The organism is Aeromonas sp. FDAARGOS 1410 (assembly GCF_019048745.1).
Lineage (GTDB): Bacteria > Pseudomonadota > Gammaproteobacteria > Enterobacterales > Aeromonadaceae > Aeromonas > Aeromonas jandaei.
In genome coordinates, this window is the sequence record NZ_CP077401.1 from 855,028 (window position 1) to 879,437 (window position 24,410).

At 58.9% G+C, this 24,410-nt stretch carries 32 protein-coding genes; 14 read left to right on the forward strand and 18 right to left on the reverse strand.

Annotated features, from left to right (window positions below):
- Positions 1-17 precede the first annotated feature (17 nt).
- The 6 genes from ibaG to mlaF are packed head-to-tail and all read right to left on the reverse strand — an operon-like array spanning position 18 to position 3,266.
- Positions 18-275: a BolA family iron metabolism protein IbaG gene (gene ibaG, locus I6L40_RS04030; RefSeq protein WP_033115468.1), complete on the reverse strand. Its 258-nt coding sequence runs from the start codon at positions 273-275 to the stop codon at positions 18-20.
- Positions 275-547: a lipid asymmetry maintenance protein MlaB gene (locus I6L40_RS04035; protein ID WP_216995029.1), complete on the reverse strand. Its 273-nt coding sequence runs from the start codon at positions 545-547 to the stop codon at positions 275-277. The genes ibaG and I6L40_RS04035 overlap by 1 nt, the downstream gene beginning before the upstream one ends.
- Positions 544-1,176: a phospholipid-binding protein MlaC gene (gene mlaC / locus I6L40_RS04040; protein WP_216995030.1), complete on the reverse strand. Its 633-nt coding sequence runs from the start codon at positions 1,174-1,176 to the stop codon at positions 544-546. The genes I6L40_RS04035 and mlaC overlap by 4 nt, the downstream gene beginning before the upstream one ends.
- Positions 1,177-1,178: 2 nt before the next feature.
- Positions 1,179-1,679: an outer membrane lipid asymmetry maintenance protein MlaD gene (gene mlaD, locus I6L40_RS04045; protein ID WP_033115465.1), complete on the reverse strand. Its 501-nt coding sequence runs from the start codon at positions 1,677-1,679 to the stop codon at positions 1,179-1,181.
- Positions 1,680-1,686: 7 nt separating this feature from the next.
- A complete protein-coding gene (gene mlaE / locus I6L40_RS04050) occupies positions 1,687-2,466 on the reverse strand; it encodes a lipid asymmetry maintenance ABC transporter permease subunit MlaE (protein ID WP_033115464.1) in 780 nt (259 codons plus the stop codon).
- A complete protein-coding gene (gene mlaF / locus I6L40_RS04055; RefSeq protein ID WP_216995031.1) occupies positions 2,466-3,266 on the reverse strand; it encodes a phospholipid ABC transporter ATP-binding protein MlaF in 801 nt (266 codons plus the stop codon). The genes mlaE and mlaF overlap by 1 nt, the downstream gene beginning before the upstream one ends.
- A gap of 207 nt (positions 3,267-3,473) precedes the next feature.
- On the opposite strand from mlaF, the gene I6L40_RS04060 reads away from it, so the two are divergent.
- From I6L40_RS04060 to npr, 10 genes are all read left to right on the forward strand, one after another.
- Positions 3,474-4,469, forward strand: a complete 996-nt coding sequence (locus I6L40_RS04060) for a KpsF/GutQ family sugar-phosphate isomerase (protein WP_041210120.1) — start codon at positions 3,474-3,476, stop codon at positions 4,467-4,469.
- Positions 4,469-5,023, forward strand: coding sequence for a 3-deoxy-manno-octulosonate-8-phosphatase KdsC (kdsC, locus tag I6L40_RS04065; protein ID WP_033115461.1), 555 nt, complete (start codon positions 4,469-4,471; stop codon positions 5,021-5,023). The genes I6L40_RS04060 and kdsC overlap by 1 nt, the downstream gene beginning before the upstream one ends.
- On the forward strand, positions 5,020-5,580 hold the full coding sequence (lptC, locus tag I6L40_RS04070) for an LPS export ABC transporter periplasmic protein LptC (RefSeq protein ID WP_071913323.1): 561 nt from the start codon (positions 5,020-5,022) through the stop codon (positions 5,578-5,580). The genes kdsC and lptC overlap by 4 nt, the downstream gene beginning before the upstream one ends.
- Positions 5,567-6,094: a lipopolysaccharide transport periplasmic protein LptA gene (lptA, locus tag I6L40_RS04075; RefSeq protein WP_041210123.1), complete on the forward strand. Its 528-nt coding sequence runs from the start codon at positions 5,567-5,569 to the stop codon at positions 6,092-6,094. The genes lptC and lptA overlap by 14 nt, the downstream gene beginning before the upstream one ends.
- A gap of 3 nt (positions 6,095-6,097) precedes the next feature.
- Positions 6,098-6,823 carry an LPS export ABC transporter ATP-binding protein gene (gene lptB, locus I6L40_RS04080; protein ID WP_033115458.1) on the forward strand — a complete coding sequence of 242 codons (726 nt, stop codon included), beginning with the start codon at positions 6,098-6,100 and terminating at the stop codon, positions 6,821-6,823.
- 63 nt (positions 6,824-6,886) lie between these two features.
- A complete protein-coding gene (locus I6L40_RS04085; RefSeq protein ID WP_071913324.1) occupies positions 6,887-8,326 on the forward strand; it encodes an RNA polymerase factor sigma-54 in 1,440 nt (479 codons plus the stop codon).
- A 21-nt stretch (positions 8,327-8,347) separates the two neighbouring features.
- On the forward strand, positions 8,348-8,635 hold the full coding sequence (gene hpf, locus I6L40_RS04090) for a ribosome hibernation promoting factor (protein ID WP_005336323.1): 288 nt from the start codon (positions 8,348-8,350) through the stop codon (positions 8,633-8,635).
- Positions 8,636-8,637: 2 nt separating this feature from the next.
- Positions 8,638-9,084 carry a PTS IIA-like nitrogen regulatory protein PtsN gene (ptsN, locus tag I6L40_RS04095; protein WP_005336322.1) on the forward strand — a complete coding sequence of 149 codons (447 nt, stop codon included), beginning with the start codon at positions 8,638-8,640 and terminating at the stop codon, positions 9,082-9,084.
- A gap of 45 nt (positions 9,085-9,129) precedes the next feature.
- Positions 9,130-9,996: an RNase adapter RapZ gene (gene rapZ / locus I6L40_RS04100; RefSeq protein ID WP_071913325.1), complete on the forward strand. Its 867-nt coding sequence runs from the start codon at positions 9,130-9,132 to the stop codon at positions 9,994-9,996.
- A 20-nt stretch (positions 9,997-10,016) separates the two neighbouring features.
- Entirely contained in the window at positions 10,017-10,289 is a 273-nt protein-coding gene (npr, locus tag I6L40_RS04105) for a PTS phosphocarrier protein NPr (protein WP_033115454.1), read from the forward strand.
- A 9-nt stretch (positions 10,290-10,298) separates the two neighbouring features.
- Here the strand turns inward: npr and I6L40_RS04110 are convergent, their stop codons facing one another.
- From I6L40_RS04110 to I6L40_RS04165, 12 genes are all read right to left on the reverse strand, one after another.
- Complete coding sequence (locus tag I6L40_RS04110) at positions 10,299-12,203, reverse strand: transcription antiterminator (protein WP_216995032.1); 1,905 nt, start codon at positions 12,201-12,203, stop codon at positions 10,299-10,301.
- 107 nt (positions 12,204-12,310) lie between these two features.
- On the reverse strand, positions 12,311-13,051 hold the full coding sequence (locus I6L40_RS04115) for a KDGP aldolase family protein (protein ID WP_201968057.1): 741 nt from the start codon (positions 13,049-13,051) through the stop codon (positions 12,311-12,313).
- Positions 13,051-14,166, reverse strand: coding sequence for a DgaE family pyridoxal phosphate-dependent ammonia lyase (locus I6L40_RS04120; protein ID WP_182926379.1), 1,116 nt, complete (start codon positions 14,164-14,166; stop codon positions 13,051-13,053). The genes I6L40_RS04115 and I6L40_RS04120 overlap by 1 nt, the downstream gene beginning before the upstream one ends.
- Positions 14,150-15,289, reverse strand: coding sequence for an amidohydrolase/deacetylase family metallohydrolase (locus I6L40_RS04125; protein WP_216995033.1), 1,140 nt, complete (start codon positions 15,287-15,289; stop codon positions 14,150-14,152). The genes I6L40_RS04120 and I6L40_RS04125 overlap by 17 nt, the downstream gene beginning before the upstream one ends.
- A 42-nt stretch (positions 15,290-15,331) precedes the next feature.
- Positions 15,332-15,982, reverse strand: a complete 651-nt coding sequence (locus I6L40_RS04130; RefSeq protein ID WP_005355144.1) for a DUF4310 family protein — start codon at positions 15,980-15,982, stop codon at positions 15,332-15,334.
- An 11-nt stretch (positions 15,983-15,993) separates the two neighbouring features.
- Complete coding sequence (locus I6L40_RS04135; RefSeq protein ID WP_005341754.1) at positions 15,994-16,770, reverse strand: DUF4311 domain-containing protein; 777 nt, start codon at positions 16,768-16,770, stop codon at positions 15,994-15,996.
- 39 nt (positions 16,771-16,809) lie between these two features.
- Positions 16,810-17,106 (reverse strand): DUF4312 family protein, encoded by a 297-nt coding sequence (locus I6L40_RS04140; RefSeq protein ID WP_033115448.1) that lies wholly within the window; start codon positions 17,104-17,106, stop codon positions 16,810-16,812.
- Entirely contained in the window at positions 17,106-17,471 is a 366-nt protein-coding gene (locus I6L40_RS04145) for an SFCGS family glycine-rich protein (protein ID WP_033115447.1), read from the reverse strand. The genes I6L40_RS04140 and I6L40_RS04145 overlap by 1 nt, the downstream gene beginning before the upstream one ends.
- The gene (locus I6L40_RS04150) at positions 17,472-17,834 is read right to left on the reverse strand and encodes a transcriptional regulator (protein WP_042030112.1); all 363 of its coding nucleotides are present in this window, start codon (positions 17,832-17,834) and stop codon (positions 17,472-17,474) included.
- A 320-nt stretch (positions 17,835-18,154) separates the two neighbouring features.
- A complete protein-coding gene (degS, locus tag I6L40_RS04155; protein ID WP_139393890.1) occupies positions 18,155-19,276 on the reverse strand; it encodes an outer membrane-stress sensor serine endopeptidase DegS in 1,122 nt (373 codons plus the stop codon).
- A gap of 89 nt (positions 19,277-19,365) precedes the next feature.
- Complete coding sequence (locus tag I6L40_RS04160) at positions 19,366-20,727, reverse strand: Do family serine endopeptidase (RefSeq protein ID WP_041210133.1); 1,362 nt, start codon at positions 20,725-20,727, stop codon at positions 19,366-19,368.
- Positions 20,728-20,817: 90 nt separating this feature from the next.
- The gene (locus I6L40_RS04165) at positions 20,818-21,186 is read right to left on the reverse strand and encodes a YhcB family protein (protein WP_071913339.1); all 369 of its coding nucleotides are present in this window, start codon (positions 21,184-21,186) and stop codon (positions 20,818-20,820) included.
- 140 nt (positions 21,187-21,326) lie between these two features.
- Here I6L40_RS04165 and zapE point away from each other — a divergent pair, with 140 nt between their 5' ends.
- From zapE to petA, 4 genes are all read left to right on the forward strand, one after another.
- On the forward strand, positions 21,327-22,421 hold the full coding sequence (gene zapE / locus I6L40_RS04170; protein ID WP_071913341.1) for a cell division protein ZapE: 1,095 nt from the start codon (positions 21,327-21,329) through the stop codon (positions 22,419-22,421).
- Positions 22,422-22,687: 266 nt separating this feature from the next.
- Positions 22,688-23,116, forward strand: a complete 429-nt coding sequence (gene rplM / locus I6L40_RS04175; protein ID WP_005341737.1) for a 50S ribosomal protein L13 — start codon at positions 22,688-22,690, stop codon at positions 23,114-23,116.
- 15 nt (positions 23,117-23,131) lie between these two features.
- Positions 23,132-23,524, forward strand: coding sequence for a 30S ribosomal protein S9 (gene rpsI, locus I6L40_RS04180; RefSeq protein WP_005336286.1), 393 nt, complete (start codon positions 23,132-23,134; stop codon positions 23,522-23,524).
- A 294-nt stretch (positions 23,525-23,818) separates the two neighbouring features.
- On the forward strand, positions 23,819-24,409 hold the full coding sequence (gene petA / locus I6L40_RS04185) for a ubiquinol-cytochrome c reductase iron-sulfur subunit (protein WP_041210136.1): 591 nt from the start codon (positions 23,819-23,821) through the stop codon (positions 24,407-24,409).
- Position 24,410 lies beyond the last annotated feature (1 nt).

Genomic DNA, 24,410 nt, shown 5'->3' on the forward strand with positions numbered 1-24,410 from the left:
TCTACTTGGTTACCAAATCAGGAGGGCATTAGGAATTTACGTTCGCGTTTCCACTCGGCGTCGGTGAACGCCTTGATGGAGAGGGCGTGAATGGCGTTGCTGGCGATCTTGTCCATCAGCGGGGCATAGATGGCCTGCTGTTTCTTGACCCGGCTCATGCCGTCAAACATGTCACCAACGGCGATCACCTGATAGTGACTACCGTCCCCTTTGACATGGACTTCGGACAATGGCAGAGCCTCGAGGAGTATCGCTTCAATTTCAGAGACTTGCATTATGCGTCCTCAGTTGTGAGCGGAGTTGACTGAAACAAACCGGCCACCCCGTAGAGGTTGGCCAGGGTATAGAAATCACTGGAGGCGCCCACCAGTTGCGGTGTGGCGCCTCGTGCGAGAGCGGCTTTAGCCCATTTGACCAGCAGTGCCAGCCCGGCGGAGTCGAGGGTGGTGACCCCGCCCAGCTCGAGCCGGTCATCCTGCCACCACTCGTCGCGGCGTTGCCACAGGTCCTTGACCTGTGGCGCTTGCAGATCACCGCGCAGGATCATTTCTTGAGTACCAGCGGTTTGGCATTGTGCTCGTTGAGCTGCTTGATCACGGCGTCGATGCCATTCTGGCGGATGAGGCCGCCCAGCTCGCTCTGCTTGGCGGAGAGCAGGCTGATCCCCTCTGCCACCATGTCGAAGGCTTTCCACTCGCCAGTCTTGTTGTTCTTGCGCAGCTTGAACTCGAGGAAGATGTCCGGCTTGCCGGCCTCTTTCACACTGACGTTGACTGCGGTGATGTTGCTGGTGCCCGGTGCCTTGCCCGGCTCGACCTTGACGGCCTGCTTGTCGAAGTGGGCCAGCGCGTCGGCATAGGAGCTCACCATGTACTCGGTAAAGGCGGCGACGAAGGCGTCACGCTGGGCCGGAGTGGTCTCCTTGATCTGGTTGCCCAGCACCTTGTAAGCGGCGAAGCGGTTGTCCACATAGGGCAGCAGCTCTTCGCGGATGATCACCCGCAGGTGATCCGGATTGCTTTTGACCTCAGCCTGATCGGCTTTCAGGCGGGCAAAGGTCTGTTTGGCTGCCTGATCCACCAGCGCGTAGGGATCGGTTGCATCCAGCGCCTGAGCGGACAAGGAAAAGAACATGCTGGTCATCAGACCCAGCAGCAGGGCGATTTTCTTGAACATGGTTACTCCTTCTTGCTGTCTGACTTGCTGTCGGAGGACTGGCTGCTATAGAGGAACTTGCCAATCAGATCTTCCAGCACGATGGCGGATTTGGTGTCTTCAATCAGGTCGCCATCCTTGAGCATGCTGGTCCCCATCTCCTCGTCGGTAAAGCCGGGGGCCAGACCGATGTACTGCTCGCCGAGCAGACCGGAAGTGAGGATGGAGAGGGTGCTGGTCTCGGAGAACTCGCCGGCACTCTTTTCCATCTGCAGGGTGACCTCGGGAACCTGGGTTTTCGGGTCGAGCACGATGTCGCTGACCCGGCCAACCACCACGCCGCCGACCTTGACCGGCGAACGGACTTTCAGGCCGCCGATATTATCGAAATGCGCGCGCAGGGTATAGGTTTCTCCTTCCGGTTTGAAGCTCAAACCGGCCACTTGCAGTGCCAACGCCAGAATGGCACCGATGCCGGCCAGCATGAAGGTGCCAACCAGGAATTCTACTTTGCTGAACTTCATCTTTACCTTATCCAAACATGACTGCAGTGAGAATAAAATCCAGGCCGAGTACGGCGAGGGACGAGTGAACCACGGTACGAGTCGTGGCCTGACTGATCCCGGCCGAAGTCGGCTTGGCATCATAGCCGTTGAAGAGGGCTATCCAGGTGACCACCAGAGCAAAGATCAGGCTCTTGATGGCACCCTGCATGATATCTTCATGCCAGTCGACCGAGGCCTGCATGGCAGACCAGAAGCCCCCTTCGTCGACGCCAAGCCAGTCAACCCCGACCAGCTTGCCGCCAAAGATACCGATCAGGCTGAACATGAAGGCCAGCAGCGGCATGCTGATGACCCCGGCCCAGAAGCGGGGCGCCACCACCCGGCGCAGCGGATCGACTGCCATCATCTCGAGGCTCGAAAGCTGCTCGGTCGCCTTCATCAGGCCGATCTCGGCCGTGAGGGCTGAACCGGCGCGACCGGCAAACAGCAGCGCGGTCACCACGGGGCCCAGCTCCCGCAACAGGGAGAGAGAGACCAGCGGGCCCAGACTCTGCTCGGCCCCAAAATCCTTCAGTACGTTGTAGCCCTGCAGCGAGAGCACCATACCGATGAACAGCCCCGACACCAGAATGATGGCGACGGACTGCACTCCGACTACATAGAGCTGCTGCACCAGCAACGGGAAGTGCTTGCGTGGCTCGGGTTTGCCAGCCAGCGCATGGAACAGCATGATGGCTGCCCGACCCAGGGAGGTGATGGCACGAATGCCGACCCGCCCCAGCTTGCTTATTTGACTTATCAACATCAGAGATCCTGTAGCAGGTCGCCTGCCGGAAAGTGAAACGGAACAGGACCATCGGGCAATCCTTTGAGGAACTGCTCGACTTCGGGGTTATGCTCCTCGCGCAGCTGTGCCGGCGTACCGTGCGCTACCACCTTGCGGTTGGCGATGATGTAGGCGTAATCGGCGATGCTGAGCACCTCTTTCACGTCGTGGGTGACGATGACGGAGGTGATACCAAGGGCATCGTTCAAATCCTTTATCAGCTTGACCAGCACCGCCATGGTGATGGGATCCTGGCCGACAAACGGCTCGTCATACATGATGAGATCCGGATCCAGCGCGATGGCGCGAGCCAGTGCCGCCCGGCGGGCCATGCCGCCGGAGAGCTCGGAAGGCATCAGTTTTGCCGCGCCGCGCAGACCTACAGCCTGCAGCTTCATCATGACAATGGTGTGGATCAGCTCTTCCGGCAGACCTGAGTGCTCCCGCAACGGGAAGGCCACGTTGTCGTAGACCGTCATGCCGGTAAAGAGGGCACCGCTCTGGAACAGCATGCTCATCCGCTTGCGTACCTCGTAGAGGCGCGAGCGGGAGAGTGCGGGGATATCTTCCCCGTCAAACAGGATATGACCGGACTCGGGTTTGAGCTGGCCACCGATCAGGCGCAGCAGGGTCGTTTTGCCGATGCCGCTCGGGCCCATGACGGCGGTGACCTTGCCACGGGGAATGGTCAGGTTGATTCCGTCATACAGCAGCCTGTCTCCGTGACTGAAGGTCAGATCGGAGACGGTGATCAGGTCATTGTTCAAACAATTGTCCATTCGGTGTAAATGAGGTGCGAATTTTATGGGCTAGTCTAGGTCTAAGCAACAGCAAGGAACAACTATTGAGCAGCCTTCAGCGCGGTTTGCGCGACAGTTTTATGTAACAAACTGCGTCATGTGTTACGGGATTTGCCATCCGATTCGCTTATCAGAGCAGACTTTTTTATAATCCCGCAGCTAAATTCGCCCCGGAGCTGTCTCTTTATGTCTGCAACCCCCGAGAAAGTGTCTGAACTGTTCGATTTCCGTCGCAGTGCCCGCGCGGTGCTGGACACAGAAAAGCAAGCGATTGATGGACTCTATCAGTATCTGAACGACGCCTTCGACAAGGCGTGCGAGATGGTGCTCCGTTGTGGTGGCAAGATAGTGGTCACCGGGATGGGCAAGTCGGGCCATATCGGCAGCAAGATTGCCGCCACCCTCGCCAGTACCGGTACGCCGGCCTTTTTCCTGCACCCGGGTGAGGCCAGCCACGGCGATCTGGGAATGATTTCGGCAGGGGATCTCATCATTGCCATCTCCAATTCCGGCGAGAGCGACGAGATCCTGGCCCTGCTGCCGGTGCTCAAGCGTCGCGGTATCCCGCTCATCTGCATGACCGGCAACCCGGCCTCCACCATGGCCAAAGAGGCCAACGTGCATCTGTGCATCAAGGTGGAGAAAGAGGCCTGTCCGCTCGGGTTGGCGCCCACCTCCAGCACCACGGCGACCCTGGTGATGGGTGATGCGCTGGCGGTCGCCCTGCTGGAAGCGCGCGGCTTTACCGCCGACGATTTCGCCCTCTCTCACCCGGGTGGTTCGCTCGGCAAGCGGTTGCTGTTGCGAGTGGGCGATTTGATGCACAGTGGCGAGCTGTTGCCCCGGGTGGGGATCGATGCCACCATCAGCGAAGCGCTGCTGGAAGTTAGCCGCAAAGGGCTCGGCATGACCGCAGTGGTTGACCAGCACGGGCTGTTGGCGGGACTCTTCACTGATGGCGACCTGCGCCGCATTCTTGACCAGCAGGTCGATATTCATCGCACCCCCATCAGCCGCGTCATGACGGCCAACTGTGTTACCGTAGGGCCCGAGATGATGGCGGCAGAAGCCGTCAAACTGATGGAAACGAGAAAAATCAACGGATTACTGGTTGTGGATGGCGACAAGCGCCCACTGGGTGCCTTCAACATGCATGACCTGCTGAAAGCCGGAGTTATTTGATGCAAAACGTACCGACCCTCTATGGTCCGGTGACGCGCAGCCAGTTCGACAAGGCGGCGCAAATTCGCCTGCTGGTGTGCGATGTGGACGGGGTCCTCTCCAATGGCCTCATCTACATGGGGAACAACGGCGAAGAGCTGAAAACTTTCTGTACCCGCGACGGCGCCGGCATGCGGGCACTGCTCAATGCCGGGATCGAGATCGCCATCATTACCGGGCGCAACTCCCGTATCGTCAGCGATCGGATGAAGAGCCTGGGGGTGGCCCATGTGGTACAGGGGGCGGACAAGAAGTTGCCTCATTTTGAAGCCCTGCTGACCAAGCTGGGACTGACACCCGAACAGGCAGCCTACATGGGAGACGACACCATCGACCTGCCGGTGATGGAGGCCTGTGGCCTCGGCATTGCGGTTGCCGATGCCCATCCGCTGGTGCTGAGCCGTGCCGATATGGTGACCCGGCTTGGCGGCGGTATGGGGGCTGTGCGCGAAGTGTGCGATCTCATCCTGCAGGCACAGGGCCATGACGATTATCAGCCCGAGGTATCGGCATGAGCAGACAAACCCTGTTGTTTGGCCTGCTGTTTCTGGTCGCTCTGGTGGCCTGGCAGCTTGGCAAGGTGGAGCTGGTGCCCGAGGCCAAGGTAAAAACCGAGCACTATCAGCCGGATTTTGTCGCCAGAGATCTGGTGATCACCCGGTTCGATGTCAACGGCAAGCGTACCGAGCGGCTGGAGTCCCGATATGCTGAGTATTTCCAGATCCTCGAGCAGGCTACCTTCGAAAAACCGGTAGTCTACATGTTTGACGAGCAGGGACAGGCCGAGTGGAAGGTGACGGCCGAGACCGGCGTACTCAATACCGATGACAACGTGATCCTGCGGGACAAGGTGCATCTGGACGGGTTGCTGCCGGACTCCTTTATCTCCAAGCTGGATACGCCCTATATGGAACTGGATCTGGTGACACAGGACGTACGCAGCAATCGGCAAGTGAACATTTTGGGTCAGGATTTCCAGACCGAAGGGGTTGGCCTCAAGGGCCATCTGGACCGCAAATATTTTGAGCTACTGGATCAAGGTCATGCCATCTATTTCAATGAAAAACGCTAATCTGGCACTCGCCGCTCTGATGCTCTGCGGCACAGTCAACGCCAAGGAGTCCGACTTCACCGAGAAGGTCTATGTCGACGCCATCAAGCAGGTGGCCGAGATGCAGGACAACCGCATCACCTTCGAGCAGGATGTGACCATCAATCAGGGCACCATCAGGATCAAGGCTGACAAGGTTGTGGTAACCCGTTCCGGCGAGAAAGGGGCCGAGGTAATGACAGCCTATGGCAAACCCGCCACCTTCTTCCAGATCCTGGATAACGGCAAGCCGGTTAACGCCCATGGTGACAGCATTCGTTATGAGCTGAAAAAGCGTCTGGTGACTATCACCGGTAACGGCCAGCTCAAGCAGGAAGATAGCCAGGTCAACGGCGACCTGATCCGTTACGACATCGTTAAACAGAAGATGATTGCCGAGAGCAAGACCCCGAATCAGCGGGTCAAGACGGTGTTCCTGCCCGATCAGGTCGAGAATTTCGACAAGCCCGCCGACCAGAAGAAGCAGGGAAAATAAGCCATGGCAGTATTGAAAGCAGTCGGCCTGCAGAAGAGTTACAAGCGTCGCATGGTGGTTAGCGACGTGAGCCTTGAGGTAGGAACCGGCCAGATCGTCGGCCTGCTCGGTCCCAACGGTGCCGGCAAGACCACGTCGTTTTACATGATCGTCGGGCTGGTACAGCGCGATGCCGGTCTCATCACCATCGATGATCAGGACATCAGCCTGCAGCCCATGCACGTGCGTGCCCGTAACGGTATCGGTTACCTGCCGCAGGAAGCTTCCATCTTCCGCCGCCTCACTGTGTATGAAAACCTGATGGGTGTGATGCAGACGCGCAAGGAGTTGAGTCGCGAAGAGCGGGAGGACAAGGTTCAGCAACTGCTGGAAGAGTTCAACATCACCCATATCCGCGACAACCTGGGGCAAAGCCTCTCCGGTGGTGAGCGGCGCCGGGTCGAGATTGCCCGGGCGCTGGCAGCAGAGCCGCGCTTTATCCTGCTGGATGAACCCTTTGCAGGGGTCGACCCGATTTCTGTGATAGACATCAAGAAGATCATCCAGCACCTGAAAGATAGGGGTCTTGGCGTCTTGATTACCGACCACAACGTCAGAGAGACTCTGGACGTATGCGAGAAGGCTTATATCGTCAGCCACGGCCAGATGATTGCCGAGGGGGCTCCGGCCGATATCCTCGCCGATGAACAGGTCAAGCGCGTCTATTTGGGCGATCAATTCAGTCTATAGTAAGGGGGCAGCCTTCATTCTCTGTGACAGTGCCTCGCTGAACATAAGGATATCCCGACGTAGATGAAGCCGACATTACAGTTGCGTCTCGGTCAGTCCCTGACCATGACGCCGCAATTACAACAAGCGATTCGTCTGCTCCAGCTCTCCTCTCTGGAACTCCAGCAGGAAATTCAGCAAGCGCTCGAAAGCAATCCTCTGCTGGAGCAGGAAGAGAGCGAAGTGCAGGAGACTGCCCCGCAAGAGGCCATCGATGCCAGCCAGCTCGACTCCAGCGATGCCATGGCTCAGGAGCAGATGCCGGACGAGTTGCCGGTTGATACCACTTGGGACGAGGTTTACTCCGCCGGTACCGCCCAGAGCGCAGGCCCGATCCACGACGGTGAAGACAGCGTCTATCAGGGCGAGACCACCGAAAACCTGCAGGACTATCTGCTGTGGCAGATGCGGCTCACGCCGTTTAGCGATGTCGATGCCGCCATCGCGCTCGCCATCATCGATGCCATCGACGAATCCGGTTATCTGACCGTAGCGCTGGAGGATATCCAGACCGCCGTCAGCAGTGACGAGGTTGAGGTCGAGCTCGACGAGGTGGAGGCTGTCCTCAAGCGGGTGCAGCATTTTGACCCGGTCGGTATCGCCGCCCGTTCGGTGCAGGAGTGCCTGCTTATCCAGCTGGAGCAGTATGCCCCCGAGACCCCCTGGCTCAACGAAGCCAAAGAGGTGATCCTCGAGCACATGGATCTGCTCGGCAACCGCGATTATCGTACTCTGGCCCGCAAAACCCGCCTCAAGGAGAGCGACCTCAAGGAGGTGCTGGATCTGATCCAGCTTCTGGAGCCGCGCCCCGGCAATGGCATTATCCAGAGCGACTCCCAGTATGTGATCCCCGATGTTTCGGTGGTAAAGCGCCAGAACCGCTGGGTGGTGGAGCTCAACCCCGATTCCGCCCCGCGCATCCGGGTCAACGAGACCTATGCCGCCATGGCCCGCAATGCCCGCAGCAGCACGGATACCCAGTTCATCCGCTCCCATTTGCAGGAAGCAAAGTGGTTCATCAAGAGCCTTGAGAGCCGCAACGATACCCTGCTGAAAGTAGCCAGCTGTATTGTCGAGCAGCAGCAGGGCTTTTTCGAGTATGGTGAAGAGGCGATGAAGCCGATGGTGCTCAACGACATCGCCGAAGCGGTGGAGATGCATGAGTCGACCATCTCCCGGGTGACCACCCAGAAATACATGCATACCCCCCGTGGTATCTTCGAATTGAAGTTTTTTTTCTCCAGCCATGTGAACACCGAAGGAGGAGGAGAGTGCTCATCGACCGCAATTCGCGCGCTCATCAAAAAGCTGGTGACGGCAGAGAATCCTGCCAAACCGTTAAGTGATAGCAAGATCGCGGATTTGCTGGCCGAACAGGGTATTATGGTGGCTAGACGCACGATCGCTAAGTATCGCGAATCCTTGTTTATCCCACCTTCCAATCAGCGCAAACGCCTGGTTTAGGCAAAACAAAAGGATGATGTTATGCAAATTAACCTGACCGGACACCATGTCGAGATCACCGAAGCTCTGCGTGATTATGTGAATAACAAATTTGCCAAACTCGAGCGTCATTTTGACCACATCAACAACGTGCATGTGGTGCTTAGCGTAGAGAAACTGAACCAGATTGCCGAAGCCAAACTGCACGTCAGCGGTGGCGAGGTGTTCGCCAACTCCGAGCATGCCGATATGTATGCCGCGATTGATACCTTGCTCGACAAGCTGGACAGGCAGATCATCAAGCACAAAGATAAGTTAAATAAAAAATAACTATGCAACTTGAACACATACTGAGTCGGGACTGCACCAAGAGTGCAGTCCCATGTACCAGCAAGAAACGCGCCCTTGAAATCATCAGCGAGCTGGCTGCCGAACGCCTCGGCACCTCCCGCCAGGCGTTGTTCGAATGCTTGCTGGCCCGCGAGAAAATGGGTAGTACCGGGATCGGTGCCGGTATTGCGATCCCCCACGGTCGAATTGACGATGAGTTCCCGCCAACCGCGATCCTGATGACCTTTGCCGACCCCATCCCTTTCGACTCCATCGACAATCAACCGGTTGACCTGCTGTTTGCCTTGCTGGTACCGGAGAGCGAGTGCAAACAGCATCTCAAGACCCTTTCCCTGATGGCTTCCAAGCTGGGCGACAAGGCGGTCTGCCGCCAGTTGCGTCAGGCTACCAGTGACGAAGAGCTCTATCAGATCATGACCTCGGCCTGATGTGCAGGCCCTGATGACACACCCGTTTTGGCGTGAGGGAACAAGATGCAGTTAATCGTGGTGAGTGGACGTTCGGGCTCCGGCAAGACGGTAGCCCTGCGTGTGCTGGAGGACTTGGGTTACTACTGTGTAGATAACCTGCCGGTCAACCTGTTGCCCCAGCTGATCGTCTCGGTCGAGAGCCAGTACGACAAGCTGGCGGTCAGCATCGACGTGCGCAACCTGCCCGGTGACCCGGAAAAACTGGAGAATCTGCTGGCTCAGGTTCGCAACGAAGGGCGGGTTGAATTCGCCAGCTTCTTCTTCGATGCCGACAATGGCACCCTGCTCAAGCGCTATGGCGAGAGCCGCCGCCTGCACCCCCTGTCGCGCAACAAGCTGTCGCTGGATGAGGCGATCCGTCAGGAGACCCACCTGCTGGCGCCGCTCTCCTCTACTGCCGATCTGCGTATCGATACCACCAACCTCAGCATTCACGACCTGAGCGAGCTCATCAAGACCCGGGTGCTCGGCAAGAAAGAGAACGAGCTGGTGCTGGTGTTTGAATCTTTCGGTTTCAAGTACGGCATTCCCAAGGATGCCGACTTCGTGTTTGATGCCCGCTTCCTGCCCAACCCGCACTGGATCCCGGAACTCAAGCCTTTTACCGGCAAGGATGAACCGGTCGCCGACTACCTCGCGGCGCAAGCGGATGTGATGCTGTTTACCCAGCAGATCGAAAACATGCTGGCGACCTGGTTGCCCCATCTTGAGCGCAACAATCGCAGCTATGTGACGGTCGGTATCGGTTGTACCGGCGGTCAGCACCGTTCGGTCTTTATCGCGGAGCGGCTGGCAGCGGCCTTCAGAGCGCAGGGCAAGAACGTGCAGCTCCGCCACCGGACCCTCGACAAGAACCCATCCCACTCCTGATGACGCAATAGGACGGCCAAATGACAGTCTCTGCTTCGGTTGAAGTGAAAAACAAGCTGGGCATTCACGCCAGACCGGCCATGATGCTGTTCGAGCTGGTACAGGGATTCGATGCCCATGTGTTGCTGCGTAATGAAGATGGGGTCGAGGCCGATGCTGACAGCGTGATAGGCCTGCTGATGCTGGACTCCGCTCAGGGAAAGCAGGTGGAAGTGCAGGTTGAGGGCCCCGAAGAGGTTGAGGCCCTTGCCGCCGTAGTTGAGCTGTTCACCTCGGGTTTCAACGAGGAGTAGTGGCGACGCTCATGGCGCTACTCTTGCCAGCGCTTTGAAATCGGCAAAATCGCGACAAGCCAGCAGACTTCTGCTGGCTTTTTCATTCATCAGCGCCAGAAAAAGATCGTAGAGCCCCATCGCCTCCTCGTAGTCAGCCTTGCTGATGGCCAGCACGAAGATGAGGGTGGCGTTTTCGCCATTGCCCCAGTCGATCCCCTGCGGTGCCAGTACGGTATAGGCCAGCGTCCGGCGAGCCAGCAGGCCGAGGGAGTGGGGCAGGGCGATACCCTCGCCCAGCATGGTGGAGACTATTCGCTCCCGCTCCTGCAGGGAGGCCCTGAAGCCGCTCTCTACCAGATCCTCCGCCTCCAGCTGGCTGCAAATGCGATCAAATAGTTCCGCCTGGGTAATCGGCTCGTTGACCACCATGAAATGGTCTGCATCGAAGTACTTGTCGAGCATATAGGGACGGGTGCGGTCGATCAGCACCAGCTTGCCAAGTTGCTCCAGCTGGTACTGGGTCGGGAAGGGGTCGACCTGCACCACCGGCACATCCTTTTCGCTCACCTTAGCGGTACTGATGACAAAATCCTGTTTGATCTGCGCCAGCCCTTCGTAATCCCGTACCGATTCAAGTGTGGTCAGCTGCAACTGGGGATACTCTCGCTTGATGCGCGCTTCCAGCACGCGGAAGGTGGCGTTGCCCGCATCGCACAGCAGCAGTGCCTGCGGGCGTCTGGTGTAGCCGATATCGTAGTGGCGCTCCAGCCCGACCCCGATATGGATCACCAGATAGCCGATCTCGTGGTGAGTCAGCCGGTAAGGAGTCTGCCTGATCCACTCCGAGATGGCTGCCAGTGTGATGTCGTAGGCGAGGGGGTAGTACTGCTTGATGTGGTCTGCCAGCGGATTGTGGCTGCCGATCTGGTACTTGACCCGCAGCAGCATGGCGCTGATGTGGGTCTGCAGGTCGGCTCGCAGCTGCTGGTCACCCCGCAGATCATAGGGGTAGTGCTGGTGGATGTACGTGAGCAGATGTTCCACCAGCTGTTCGCTCTCGGCCGCCATGGCCGGGCTAAGCTGAGGCGTTTCGGCAATCAGGCGCGCCTGGATCTGGATGGCGAGGCAGGCTATCTCCTCTTCTCTCGGCGGGGTGAGGGTCGGCAGTTCGCCATAGATGTCACGGGCGACTGTCAGCAGGGGGGCCGTGAGATCCTCGCTGGCGAATTGGCGTAGCTCGTGGCCAGCGGCCTGACGCAGCAGGGCGACGGCGCAGTAGATGGCAAGCTGCTGCAAACTCTCGTCGGCCAGACGTAGCTGATGACGGCTCAACTGGGCGTGAATGTGATTGCCCACTACCTCCAGAGTTTTGCAGGGGCAGAGGTTGGGCAGCAGGCTCTGCAGGGGATGGTTGTTGAGCAGCTCCTGACAGAGCAGCTGGGTCAGGCAGGCGCGGATGGCCGTCTCACTCCCCTGTACCCGCATGCCCACCCTTGGTTTGCTCTCGACCATGAGGCCAAAGTGAGCCAGCTGTTCCCGCACTTCCGCCATATCGCCCTGTAGCGCCGTCCGGCTCAGGTACCAGGTATCGGCCAGCTCATCGAGCTTGATCCCCTGCTCTGCCGTCAGCAGCAGGATCTGCAGATGCAGCACCCGCTCGCGACTGGTACGCGGCAAGGTACTCTCCTGTCCCTGCGCTGCCAGCAATGCCTCAAACAGCGTCTGGTTGTAGATCTTCAGCTGGTAGCCGCTGCCACGCTGGTGGATCAGGTGGGCACCGTGAGTGGCAATCAGTTCGTTGAGGGTCGCCACATCGGTGCGCACCGTGCGGGTGGAGACATTGAGGCGGCGTGCCAGCTCCTCCTGCGGCAGGGGTTCGGCATGAAGTTGGGTCAGCAGCTGGTGCAGTCTCGGGTGGGGCAGCTTGATCATGTGGGGATGAGCGTCTCCTGTTGCACGATAAAAGGACCGATGTTAACAAGCATGTCACCAGCAGGCCAGGCACCGGTCAGTGATTAAACCGGTGCCCGTGACTGCCATCACGCCAACAGTCGTTTCACCGTGGCCAGCAGAGTCCGTACGTCATCAGGACGGGTCTGACCGCTCGCGCTGTCGATGATGGAGCTGTAGACGTGGGGGATCACCTTCTCGACCCCGGCATCCAGAGCAATCCGCACTATCTCCTCGAAGTTCTCCAGATCGATACCACCGGTCGGCTCCAGCCAGAAGCCGTGGCGAGCACAAGCCTCGGCCACCGCCTGATACTCGTCACGGCAGGCCAGTCCGCCCATGGGGAAGAATTTGACCGAGCTGCCACCCATGTCCTTGAGCAGGGCGATGGCGGTATCGATGGGGACGATGCCATCCGGCTGTCCGGCGCTGAGCGGGCCGGTGGAGATCTTCACCATGCCCGGCATGCCGGTGGGGGAGATCAGGCCGTTGACCAGCGTTTCCGACTGGCCGAGCAGCGCCCTGCTGGCGCCAACGCCAGTGAACACCTGGTTGACGTGCTGGGGCTGCAGCTGGCAGGCCAGCTCGGCCACCATGGCGGACTGGCGCGGATCACCGGCCCCCAGCCCGATGGAGAGAGCGTTATCGATAAGCTTGGCGTAAGCCCGCATGTCGGCCACCGCGGAGGGGATATCCGGGTAGTTTTTGGAGAGCACACCGACCAGCACGTGGCCTTCGGCTGCGTCGTATACCTCGACGGCATTCTCCTTGGAACCTGCCAGCACGTTGAGACAGACCCGATCTCGGTAGTAGTTGGGGGTAAGGGACATCAGCGATTCTCCTGAACGAGGTTGGCAATGGCGGAGTGGATTTGGTCGAGCTGGGGCACGGTGACGCTGCGCACATCGATCTCGATATGCCCCTCGTTGGCCTTGTAGCCACGGCAGTAGATGGCAGGTGTGCCCTGTTGCAGACGGCTGACGACCTGCACAGTGGTCATGCCGATCTGCTGGTGGTCGAAGGCGATATCGGTGCGGGCGATGTCGCGCCCTGCGCTGTCCCACACCACTTTGGCGGTGACGCCGGGCAGCTGATTGAGGCGCTCGATGAAGGGGGTCATCTTGGCGACCATGACGGCGCCGCTCTCTTTCTCTTTGGCCAGATAGCGTTCGATGGCGTGGGTCAGGCCGAGGATCCCCTCCTTGCCCACCTTCATGGCGCGGCCGATGCCGTTGGCTTGCTGCTTGACCCACTCCACGTACTGACGCTTGCCAACTACCAGTCCGCTGGTGGGCCCTTCAATGGCCTTGGCGCCGCTGTAGATGACTAGATCTGCACCCTGGCTGTAGTAGAGGCGCAGATCCTCCTCGGCGGCCGCATCAACGATGAGCGGGAGTCCGTGGGCCCTGGCGACCTCGGCGGCCTCTGCCACCGACAGAATGCTCTTCTGCACGCAGTGGTGGGATTTGATGTAGAGGATGGCTGCTGTGTTGGCATTGATGGCGGCGGCCAGCTGAGCCGGGGAACATTCGTTGGCGTAACCGGCCTCTATAACTTTGCCGCCACCCAGATTGACCATGGTGCCGACCGGGGCGCCAAAGTTGACGTTGTGTCCCTTGGGCAGCACGATTTCGCTTGGCACGTCATGGGGGTGGGCATGCAGGTGCTCAAGGCGGTAGGGGTCGCCGCGCACTATCACGGCGGCCACTGACTGGGCGATGCCAGCGCTGGCACACGAAATGACCACTGCATCTTCCACTCCCAGCAGGTCAGCCAGGTAGGCGCCGGTCTTGTTGACCAGATCCTTGACCTCGAAGTAGTGGCCGAGGCCGAAGTTGACCGCATCGACCACCTCCTGCTCGGGGGTGGAGACGCCGAGAATGGTCATGCGCCCGGAGGCGTTGATCACCGGTTTGAGCTGATATTTCTCATAAACAGAAGGCATGGTGTGATTTCCCATAGTGAGTCAGAACCAGTTCGCCACCGACCAGGACGGCGAGAGGCTGCAGTTGTTGGTTACCGCTGCGAGACTGGGCTTCGGTATCCATAAACAGGGTCGGGCCGCTGGCGACCTCGAACAGGGTCAGATCGGCATCGGCGCCCACCTCAAGCCGCCCCTTGCCGGAAAGGCGCAGGGCATCGGCGGCCTGATGGGTGACGCATGCGAGCACCTGCTCCAGCGTCATGCCGATGGCGAGAAACTTCGACATCACGTGGGCCAGACTGTAGACCGGCCCCTTGATGCGGTTCTTGCAGTAGATGTCTGAGCTGATGGTGCGGGGCAGGATCCCCTGCCGGATAGCCAGCTCCGCCACCTCGAAGCTGAAGCTGGCACCGCCGTGGCCGATGTCGAGCAAGAGGCCCCGCTGCATCGCCTCGCGCACCGCCTGACGCAACTCGCCAGCCGGGGTCAGGATGCGGTTGGGCTTGCCGTTGAAGCAGTGGGTCAGCAGATCGCCATCCCCCAGCAAGGCAACTATCTCGTCCAGATCCGGCGGCGTGTTGCCCACGTGCACCATCAGCGGTAGCTGGTCGTGGGCCTGTTGCAGCACCTTGGCCATGCGCAGCGGTTGCAGGCCGTTCTCACCCACCACGCTGCCGCTCATCCGTGCCTTGATGCCGACAATAAAATCGGGGTGGCGACGAATGGCTGCCGAGGCGAGATCCATGTCGAGGTCCCGGCTGTCGGCCAGCTCGTTCTGGCGCAGCAGACCGATGCGGGAGATGTTGAGCAGGGCGTGCACCCGGGTCTTGCAACCCGCAGCGATCTGCTGGAAGTCATCCACATCGTCGGCCCCGGTGCTGCCGGCATCGATCACGGTGGTGACGCCTGATTCGACCCCGACCTTGTCCGGCTCATCGTGATAGATGGGGGAGGCTGGGTAGCAGTGGGTGTGGCCGTCGATCCAGCCGGCGCTCACATGCACCCGGCCGCCGAGCTCCAGTGTCTGCCGCGCCGTTGCCGTCCCCGGCAGGGAGCCGATGGCGGCGATTTTTCCCTCCCTGATGGCGATATCGACGAGCTGGCCATCTCCCTGGCGTCCCGCTTTGATGATGATGTCGTACATGCAGATGACCTCTGGCGAGCCGCCCCGCAGGGCGGCTGGTACTTACACAAGGGCGACCGGGAAGAAGGTGCCCAGCAGCATGGCTCCCAGGATGGCACCGCCGGTGATGGGCTTGCCCCAGACGTAGAACAGCAGGGCACCCAGCAGGGAACCGATACCGATGGGGATGGAGGCACCCATGGCGGAGAGGATGATGAGGGGGCCGAGGAAGCGGCCAGAGCTGTTGCCAGCTCCCATCATCACGTCAGCGCCGTAAGTGGAGTTGCTCTGGTTGATGGTGAACTTGCGCGCCAGAATGATGACGTAGCCGATGGCCAGACCAATCCCCATGCCGGTTGCCAGCGAGGCTCCGAAGTTTTCCACCGGATAGACGATGCCGGCTCCCAGCAGCAGGGCTGGCACTCCGAGGCCGACTCCGGTCTGGATGGCGCCGCCGATATCCAGGATCCCCACCAGGGAGCCTTCGATGATGCGGGCGAACAGGAAGCTGGCACCGAACGCGGCTACCGCGCCGTAGGCGCCCGTGTCCATTCCCGCTTTCAGCATGGCGACGAAGGCTACCTCGTTGAAGGCACCGACCCCGTACAGATAGAACATGTGGGTACCGGCAAAGACCCCGGCCGAGAGCAGGCCGACGAAGATGGGGAATGACCAGTCGGCATACCAGAAGTTGTTTTTCAATTTCTCATCCATGGTGTGACCCCTTATTTGCCGCTCAGCAGGTTATGGACGTTTTCCAGCCACAGGGGGACACCCATATGGAAGGATTCAATCAGTTTCATGTCGAAGCCGCGGAAGAAGCCGCTCAGCACGAACAGCAGGACGATGGCCGCCATCATCACCTTGGTGACGTGGTTCCAGCCGCTCTCTTCCACGCCCTTGCCGATCAGGATGCCGAGCACCAGACCCGGTACCGCGTTGCCCATGATGAGCTGGGCCAGACCGCCGAAGATGGTGGCCCAGAAACCGGACTTCTTGCCCGCCTCAATGGCTGCCAGCCAGAAGATCACCGGCATGACGGTATTGACCAGCAGGTTGGCGGCCGGTACCAGCACCTTGACCGCAGTGACCTGCAGGGCGGCCGGTACGGCGGCGGCCGTGCTGTTGAGGAAGGCGACCACGATGGCACCTATGATGCCGCCGGCGATGGCCATCTTTTTCGGGTCGTGCAGGGTGGTGGCGAGATCCCGGTTCTTGAACAGCAGTGCCGCCGTGGCCCAGTGTGGAATGATGCGGTGATCCACATCCTGGGTGAAGGCGCCGGCTGCCACGGTGGAGGCCCAGGCGTTGAAGAAGAAGCCGAGACCAAACGAGAAGTGGGAAGCGGGATCCCCTTCACAGGAGTTGAGTTCGCCCAGGGTGCGGAAGGCACCCATGCCCTGTACGGTCGGGGCGTGGAACATCCGCGCCGCGCCGGCCCCCACCCCGACGCCAACCAGGCCGCCAATGATGAGAGACTTGATAAATATGATTAGAAACATCCAACGTATCCTTCTTGTGGGGTGGTGCCGGTCAGGAGATCACACCTGGGTGAACGTCACCCTGGCGACGTCGAGACTGGTGACCTGAACCGTGATCTCCAGCTGGACGCGGTATTCGCGGCGCTGGCGCGGCAGGAAGAAGAACAGGAACTTCTCCACCCGGACCGACTCCTCGGCTTTGAGCACCTGTACATCGACCGGCTCAATGCGCAGCAGTACCTGCTGGTTGTCCTTGAGCAGTGTTGGTTGCACCTGGCTGAGGGCGGAGGCAAACGCCTGCTGACGGGTTGTTCCCTTGCCGCTGACGGTGACCTTGGTGGTGAAGTTCTCTTTCATCAGGCGTGTCCGTGTTTCTTGGCGAAGGCTTCGACCAGTTTCTGGCCCAGCTCTTCCTTGTCCATGAAGCCAAAACCCAGCACGACGCAGCCTTCGTTGATGGCGGTGACGCCCTCTTCGATGGAGCGCATGCCGTAACGGCACTTGTAGCCGTACTTGGTCTGGGCGGTGATGGCACCGGCGCCGCCGCTGCCGCAGAAGGAGATCCCCAGATCCGCCTGCTCCTTGTTCATCACATCGCCGAGCTTCATGTCGGCGGCCATGCCGGGGATGATGGTCACGCTGGCGCCGGCGGCTTCCGCGCCTGCACCCACTTTCTGACCCTTGCCGAGACGATCTCCAATCACGAGTTTGATGGCAGTCATTTAGTTATCTCCTGTTACTGAGCTGAGTTCGTTTTCTTTGGCTACTTCAAAATGGACGGACAAGAGGTGTGCCTCTTCGTAGGCGAGTCGCTCCAGCCAGCTGACAACCTGCTCGGCGAGACGCAGGGAGAGGGGAGAGATCTCCTCAAACAGGCTGAGGTCAACTTCCGGCAGCGGTTCGCCGCTGTGGGATCGCCACACCATGGCTTTGACGTGGGAGGCCAGCATCTGCTGCTGTACCTCGTTGGGGCGGATACCCTGATCGCCCAGCAGAATATGAATGCGTGCCAGGATCTGGTCGGTCTGGCGCAGCAGCGCCGGGCTGTCCGGGGTCAGGGTCTGGTCGTGGGTCTCTGTTTGCAATGTCTGCTCTCCAAGGCTGGCAGAAGGGATGGTTCTACCCTAAGCCGACACGGATGGAGAGAGGAGGCAGCTTTTTTCCGATTCGAAGCGGAAATTCCAGTCATTCGGGTTCAAAACGGGCCCTTTATTGGCAAAAGAGAGTAAAAAAGGTCTGAACGAGGCTGGATTAGTGTGAGCAGCGGCGCACTTTTCCGTTTTCAGCTGGCAGCTGAGCCTTGGCGAAAAGTGTGAATCGCCTCACGCAGGCGGGGCGTATTTATGAAACAGCAGGCAAGAAAAAGGGCGGTTGCCCGCCCCTGAACGATGAGATGAGGTCGAGGTTAGCTGGCGCCTGCCGAGCTGGCGGCAGCCCGGTTCTGGTAGCGCAGATCCTCTTCGATGGTCACTACCACCTCGAGCGGCTTGCCATCGCGGAAGACCGAGATGGAGAGCTTGGTGCCGGGGCGACTCTCGACGATCTTGTCCATGGCGGCACGTACCCCGGTGATCGCTTCACCGTTGATCTTGAGCAGCACGTCACCCCGTTGCAGGCCGCCTTTGGCCGCTGGACCGACCGGATCCAGACTCTCGACGATGAGGCCGCGCAGTTCACCCAGATTCATCATGCGGGCGACGATGGGGTTGATCTCGACGCTGGAGATGCCGAGATAGCCGCGAATGACGCGGCCGTTGGCGATCAGCTCGTCCATGATCCGCTTGGCCAGCCGGTAGGGGATGGCGAAGCTGATGCCGTAGCTCTCCTGATTGCCGTTGAGGTGATAGGTGGCGGTGTTGATGCCCACCAGATCGCCCCGGCCGTTGACCAGTGCCCCCCCCGAGTTGCCGGCATTGATGGCGGCATCGGTTTGCAGCAGATCCTGCCGGCCATTGCTGTCCGGCCCCATGCTGGAGAGACCGGTGCGACCGGTGGCACTGATGATCCCCTGGGTGATGGTCTGGCCGACGTTGTAGGGGTTGCCGATGGCAAGTACCACATCGCCCACCTCGGGCTGGTTGTTCTGGTCCTGCGGGATCACCGGCAGGTTGTCCGATTCGATGTAGAGCACCGCCAGATCGGTGAGCTGATCGGTGCCGACCAGTTCGGCGCTGAAGACGCGGCCATCCTGCAGGGCGACGATGATCTGATCGGCATCGGCGATGACGTGGTAGTTGGTCAGCACATAGCCGCGCTGGTTCATGATGACGCCTGAGCCCAGCCCCTGTGGCTGCAGCTGTCCGCGATTGCCCTGATTGGAGGCAAAGCTGCGGGTATAGATGTTGACGACTGCCGGGCCGGCGCGGTGAGCGGCGTAAGAGAAACTCAGTTCGCGGGCATTGGTGATCAGGCCGGGCAGTTGAGCCCCGCCACGGAAATTGGGAAACAGCAGCAACAGCAGTGCGGCGACGGTCAAACCGAAACCGATAGACTTGCCCAAGTAACTGACTAAAGAGGGGATTTTCATGTCATTCTCATCCGTGCTGGCTGCGGGCAGAGAATAACACTATCAATGGATAAAAATCACCCGCGGCGAGTGCCGCGGGTGATGGGGGATTAACGGATTACCAGATAGAGGGAAGAGTCGCCGCGCTGGATGTTGAGGGCCAGTACGTCCGGCTTGCTCTTGAGCGCTTTGGTCAGTTCACCCAGGGTGTTGATGCGCACCCGGTTGACCCCGATGATGATATCGCCCTTCTGCAGGCCGGAAGCGGCTGCTGCGGAGCGGGGGTCGATATCGGCCACCGCGACACCGGAGACCGGGTCGGTAGTGGTGCTCAACTTTGCCCCTTCCAGTGCCGGGTGCAGGGCGCTGGCGCGCACTTCGCTGTCATCGGCCTGCTTCAGGGTGACCTTGGCGCTCTGGGCCTTGCCATCACGGATCAGCCCCAGCTCGACCTGCTTACCGGCGCCCATGGTGGCGATCTTGGCACGCAGCTCGCCGAAGGAGCGAACCGGCTTGCCATCAATGCTGACGATGATATCGCCCGCCTTGATGCCCGCCTTGTCGGCCGCAGAGTCCGGCATCACCTGGTTGACGAAGGCGCCATCCTTCTTGTTGTAACCGAAGGTCTTGGCGATGTCGGAGGTGAGCTCGGTGCCGGTAATACCCAGCTGGCCACGACGTACTTCACCGTACTTGACGATCTGGTCGGCCAGATCCCGCACCATGTTGGAGGGGATGGCGAAGCCGATGCCGATGTTGCCACCGTTGGGGCCCAGAATGGCGGTGTTGATACCGATCAGCTCGCCACGCAGGTTGAGCAGGGCGCCGCCGGAGTTACCGGAGTTGATGGCCGCATCGGTCTGGATGAAGTTCTCCAGATTTTCGATGTTGAGGCCGCTACGGCCCAGCGCACTGACAATACCGGAGGTAACGGTCTGACCCAGACCAAAGGGGTTGCCGATGGCCAGCGCATAGTCACCGACCCGCAGCTCGTCGGAGTCGGCGAACTTGATCTGCACCAGATCTTCCGCCTTGATTTGCAGCAGAGCGATGTCGGACTGTTTGTCCTCACCGATCTTCTTGGCCGCATACTCGCGACCATCTTTCAGGTTGACCTTGATCTCGTCCGCCTCGTGAACCACGTGGGCGTTGGTGATCACGTAGCCCTTCTTGGCATCGATGATGACGCCGGAGCCGAGCGCCTGGAAGGGCTGCTCGCTCACCTGTTCGTCAGGCATGTTGGGGCCAAAGAAGAAGCGAAACTGCTCGGGCAGGCGCTGACGGGTCACTTTCTTGCCAGAGACAGAAATGTTGACCACGGCCGGAGTGACCTGCTCCAGAACAGGTGCCAGACTCGGCATCTCCTGGTTGGAGCCTAACAGGGAAGGCAGTGCAGCCTGAGCAGGGGCCGCAGACATGGCGATACCGACACTGAGGGCTAGCACACTGAGCATGGAAAGAGGTTTACGCATATGAAAAACAGCTCCCAGAAAAAGTTGCATTGCAATCGTCAAGGTCAGACCACAGACGTTCCCGATTAGTTCCGCAAGGGACTGACCCGCTTACTTGAGCAGACCGGAAGAGGCGCCGGCATAGTCGCGAGGCGGCACGCCCGGCTCGGCTTCGGTCTTGGTCTCTTCTTCCACCAGGACTTCGCGGAACAGCGGCTCCTGAGCCTTGGCCAGGAACTTGCTTTGCTCTGCCATGTGGCGATAGAGGGTTTGATACTGCTCGGCCAGCTGCTCCATCAGTGCCGCACTGTCGGCAAAGTGGGTATTGATCTGGCCCTGATAGTTTTCGAGCTCTTTATGGGCCTTTTTCAGCTCCTGTTCCAGACGACCGGCGTCACGGCTGCGAACCGAAAAACGGCCGATGATGATACCGACGATCAAGGCTGCGACAGCCAGCAGGATCCCAATTGACAGACTCATAGATGCTCCTTGTTACAGCTAAAACAGTGTGTGTTCATGCGGCTGGATGAGCCGCCATGCCTTGATGGCACTATACCGTGCGTCCTGAGGGCGTGATACCATTTTGTCCTCTATTCAGGGAGTTGGAGAGGCCCTCAAGGATGACACCGCAGCAAAAATACCAGCAGGACCTGCTACGACCCGGCGTACATGCCGACCCCGCTCAGGGGATGGCCATCAGCAGGCTGGAGCGACTCTATCAGGATTTGCTGCATCGCCCGACTCCGACCAGATCCCGCGGGCTGTTTGGCTGGTTGCAAAAGCCCAGGGTGCAGGAGCCCATCCTGGGGATCTATATGTGGGGTGGAGTGGGCAGAGGCAAGACCTGGCTGATGGATACTTTTTTCGACAGCCTGCCGGGGACGCGCAAAATGCGCTGTCACTTCCATCGCTTCATGCAACGGATCCACGATGAACTCAAGGCGTTGAGCGGTCAGGCTGACCCGCTCAAGCTGGTCGCTGCCAAGCTGGCCGGCGAGACGGACATCATCTGCTTCGACGAATTTTTCGTCTCGGACATTACAGATGCCATGTTGTTGGGCACGCTGTTTCAGGAGTTGTTCGGTCACGGAGTCGTATTGGTGGCAACCTCAAACATTCCGCCAAAGGATCTTTACCGCAACGGCTTGCAGCGAGCCCGTTTTCTGCCAGCTATCGAGCTTATCGAGCGCCATTGCGAAATACTTAACGTGGACGGTGGCATCGACTATCGCCTGCGTACACTGGAGCAGGCCGAGATTTATCACTGCCCGCTGGATCTGCAGGCAAAAACGAATCTCGATCGCTATTTTCAGCAATTAACCGGGGGGCACGAGGCCTCCGGGGGGCGTTTCGAGGTCAATCATCGTCAACTGACGTCGCTGGGGATGGGAGAAGGGGTGCTCTATATGGATTTCGAGCAACTTTGCTGTACTCCCCGCTCCCAGAACGACTATATCGAGTTGGCCCGGCTGTTCCACACCGTGTTGCTGGCCAATGTTCAACCAATGGGCAGAGGCACGGATGACGCGGCTCGCCGCTTCATTGCCATGGTCGACGAGTTCTATGAACGGCATGTCAAACTCATCATGTCGGCCGCCGTGCCCATGACGGAACTCTATGGTGAAGGGCTGCTGAATTTCGAATTCCAGCGCTGTCTTTCACGGCTTCAGGAAATGCAATCGCACGAATACCTTGCCAGAGTGCACCTTCCTTAGTCACAATACCGCGCCTGCCAGTCGGATGGGCATCTGCGGCAGGTAGGGCCGGGCGACATTTGCTAGCTTCATGGCAGTGAAATTAGCAGGTGATATTTAAGGCAACTTCACTTATAATCGCCCGGCCCACGTTACAGCTGTCGATAAGACAGCAACACTTTAAGCTTTACTTGTATTCGAAGGGGTACAGGTAGGCCATCGTTTGTTGTTTGTGGGAGAGCCCCCATAAACAATTGGGTCTGTAACAGGTAATTGGGTTTAACTTAATGAAAACTTTCGTTGCCAAGCCAGAAACCGTAAAACGTGACTGGTACATTGTGGACGCAGAAGGTAAAACTCTGGGTCGTATCGCAACCGAGATCGCTGCTCGTCTGCGTGGTAAGCACAAAGCTGAATACACTCCGCACGTTGACACCGGTGATTACATCATCGTTGTAAACGCTGAGAAGGTACGTGTTACCGGTAAGAAAACTACCGACAAAATGTACCACGCTCACTCCGGTTTCCCGGGTGGTATCAAGTCCATCAGCTTCGACAAGCTGATTCAGCGTAAACCGGAAATGGTAATCGAAGCTGCTGTTAAAGGCATGCTGCCGAAAGGTCCTCTGGGCCGTGCCATGTTCCGTAAACTGAAAGTTTACGCAGGCGCCGAGCACGCTCACGCTGCTCAGCAACCTCAAGTACTGGATATCTAATCGGGAACTGGCAACATGGCAGAAAATCAATACTACGGTACCGGCCGTCGCAAAAGCTCCACTGCTCGCGTATTTATCAAAGCGGGTAGCGGTAAGATCGTAATCAACCAGCGCTCCCTGGAGCAGTACTTCGGCCGTCCGACTGCCCGCATGGTAGTTCGTCAGCCGCTGGAACTGGTTGAGATGACCGAGAAACTGGATCTGTACATCACCGTTAACGGTGGTGGCATCTCCGGTCAAGCTGGTGCGATCCGCCACGGTATCACTCGTGCTCTGATGCAGTACGACGAAACCCTGCGTTCCGAACTGCGTAAAGCTGGCTTTGTTACTCGTGATGCCCGTAAGGTTGAGCGTAAGAAAGTCGGTCTGCACAAAGCTCGTAAGCGTCCGCAGTACTCCAAGCGTTAATTCGCTTCTGGTACTCACTCTTTCGAGTGTCAAAAAAGCCTGGCAACTGCCAGGCTTTTTTTATTGGTGATCTTTCCTGCCGCAATGCTAACCATACGTCACAAAAGACAAAAAATTGTATATTTATTGTTTTCTGGGACTACCTCTCTTTCTTGTCAAGTTGTTATCTTTTCTTTAAAATTTCCTCGGTTTTTCTGTGGCAATTGTAACTCCAGCTTCCGCCGCTGTTGTCACGGGAAAAGGGGAACAGGGACACAATAAGAATGTGCGGAGTCCACATGGGAGAGTTTTTGGATGAGCAATGCGCCAGTTGATACCGGTCGCCGCAGATTTCTTACCTGGTCAACGGTTGCCGTTGGCGGGGTAGGAGCTGCGTTTACCGCAGTGCCGTTTATAAAATCATGGAACCCGAGTGCCAAGGCCAAAGCCGCTGGTGCCCCGGTTGAAGTCGATATCAGCAAGTTGGAACCGGGTCAGCTCATCCGTGTCGAGTGGCGAGGCAAGCCGGTCTGGGTGGTGAACCGCACCAAGCAGACGCTGGATGCGCTCTCTGCGCATGACGACAAGCTGCGGGATCCCTCATCCGAAGAGCCGCAACAGCCTGACTATGCCCACAACGGGTATAGATCCATCAAGCCGGAAATCTTCGTGGCGGTTGGCATCTGCACCCACCTCGGGTGTTCGCCTTCCTATTTGCCGGACAGCTTTGGCGAGCAGGTGCAAGGGGTCACATCCGGCTTCTTCTGCCCGTGCCATGGCTCCAAGTTCGATATGGCTGGCCGGGTATTCCAGGGGGTGCCTGCACCACTGAATCTGGTCATTCCGCCATACAAATTCATCAACGACACCACCATCCTGGTCGGTGCCGACGGCAAGGAGGCCTGAT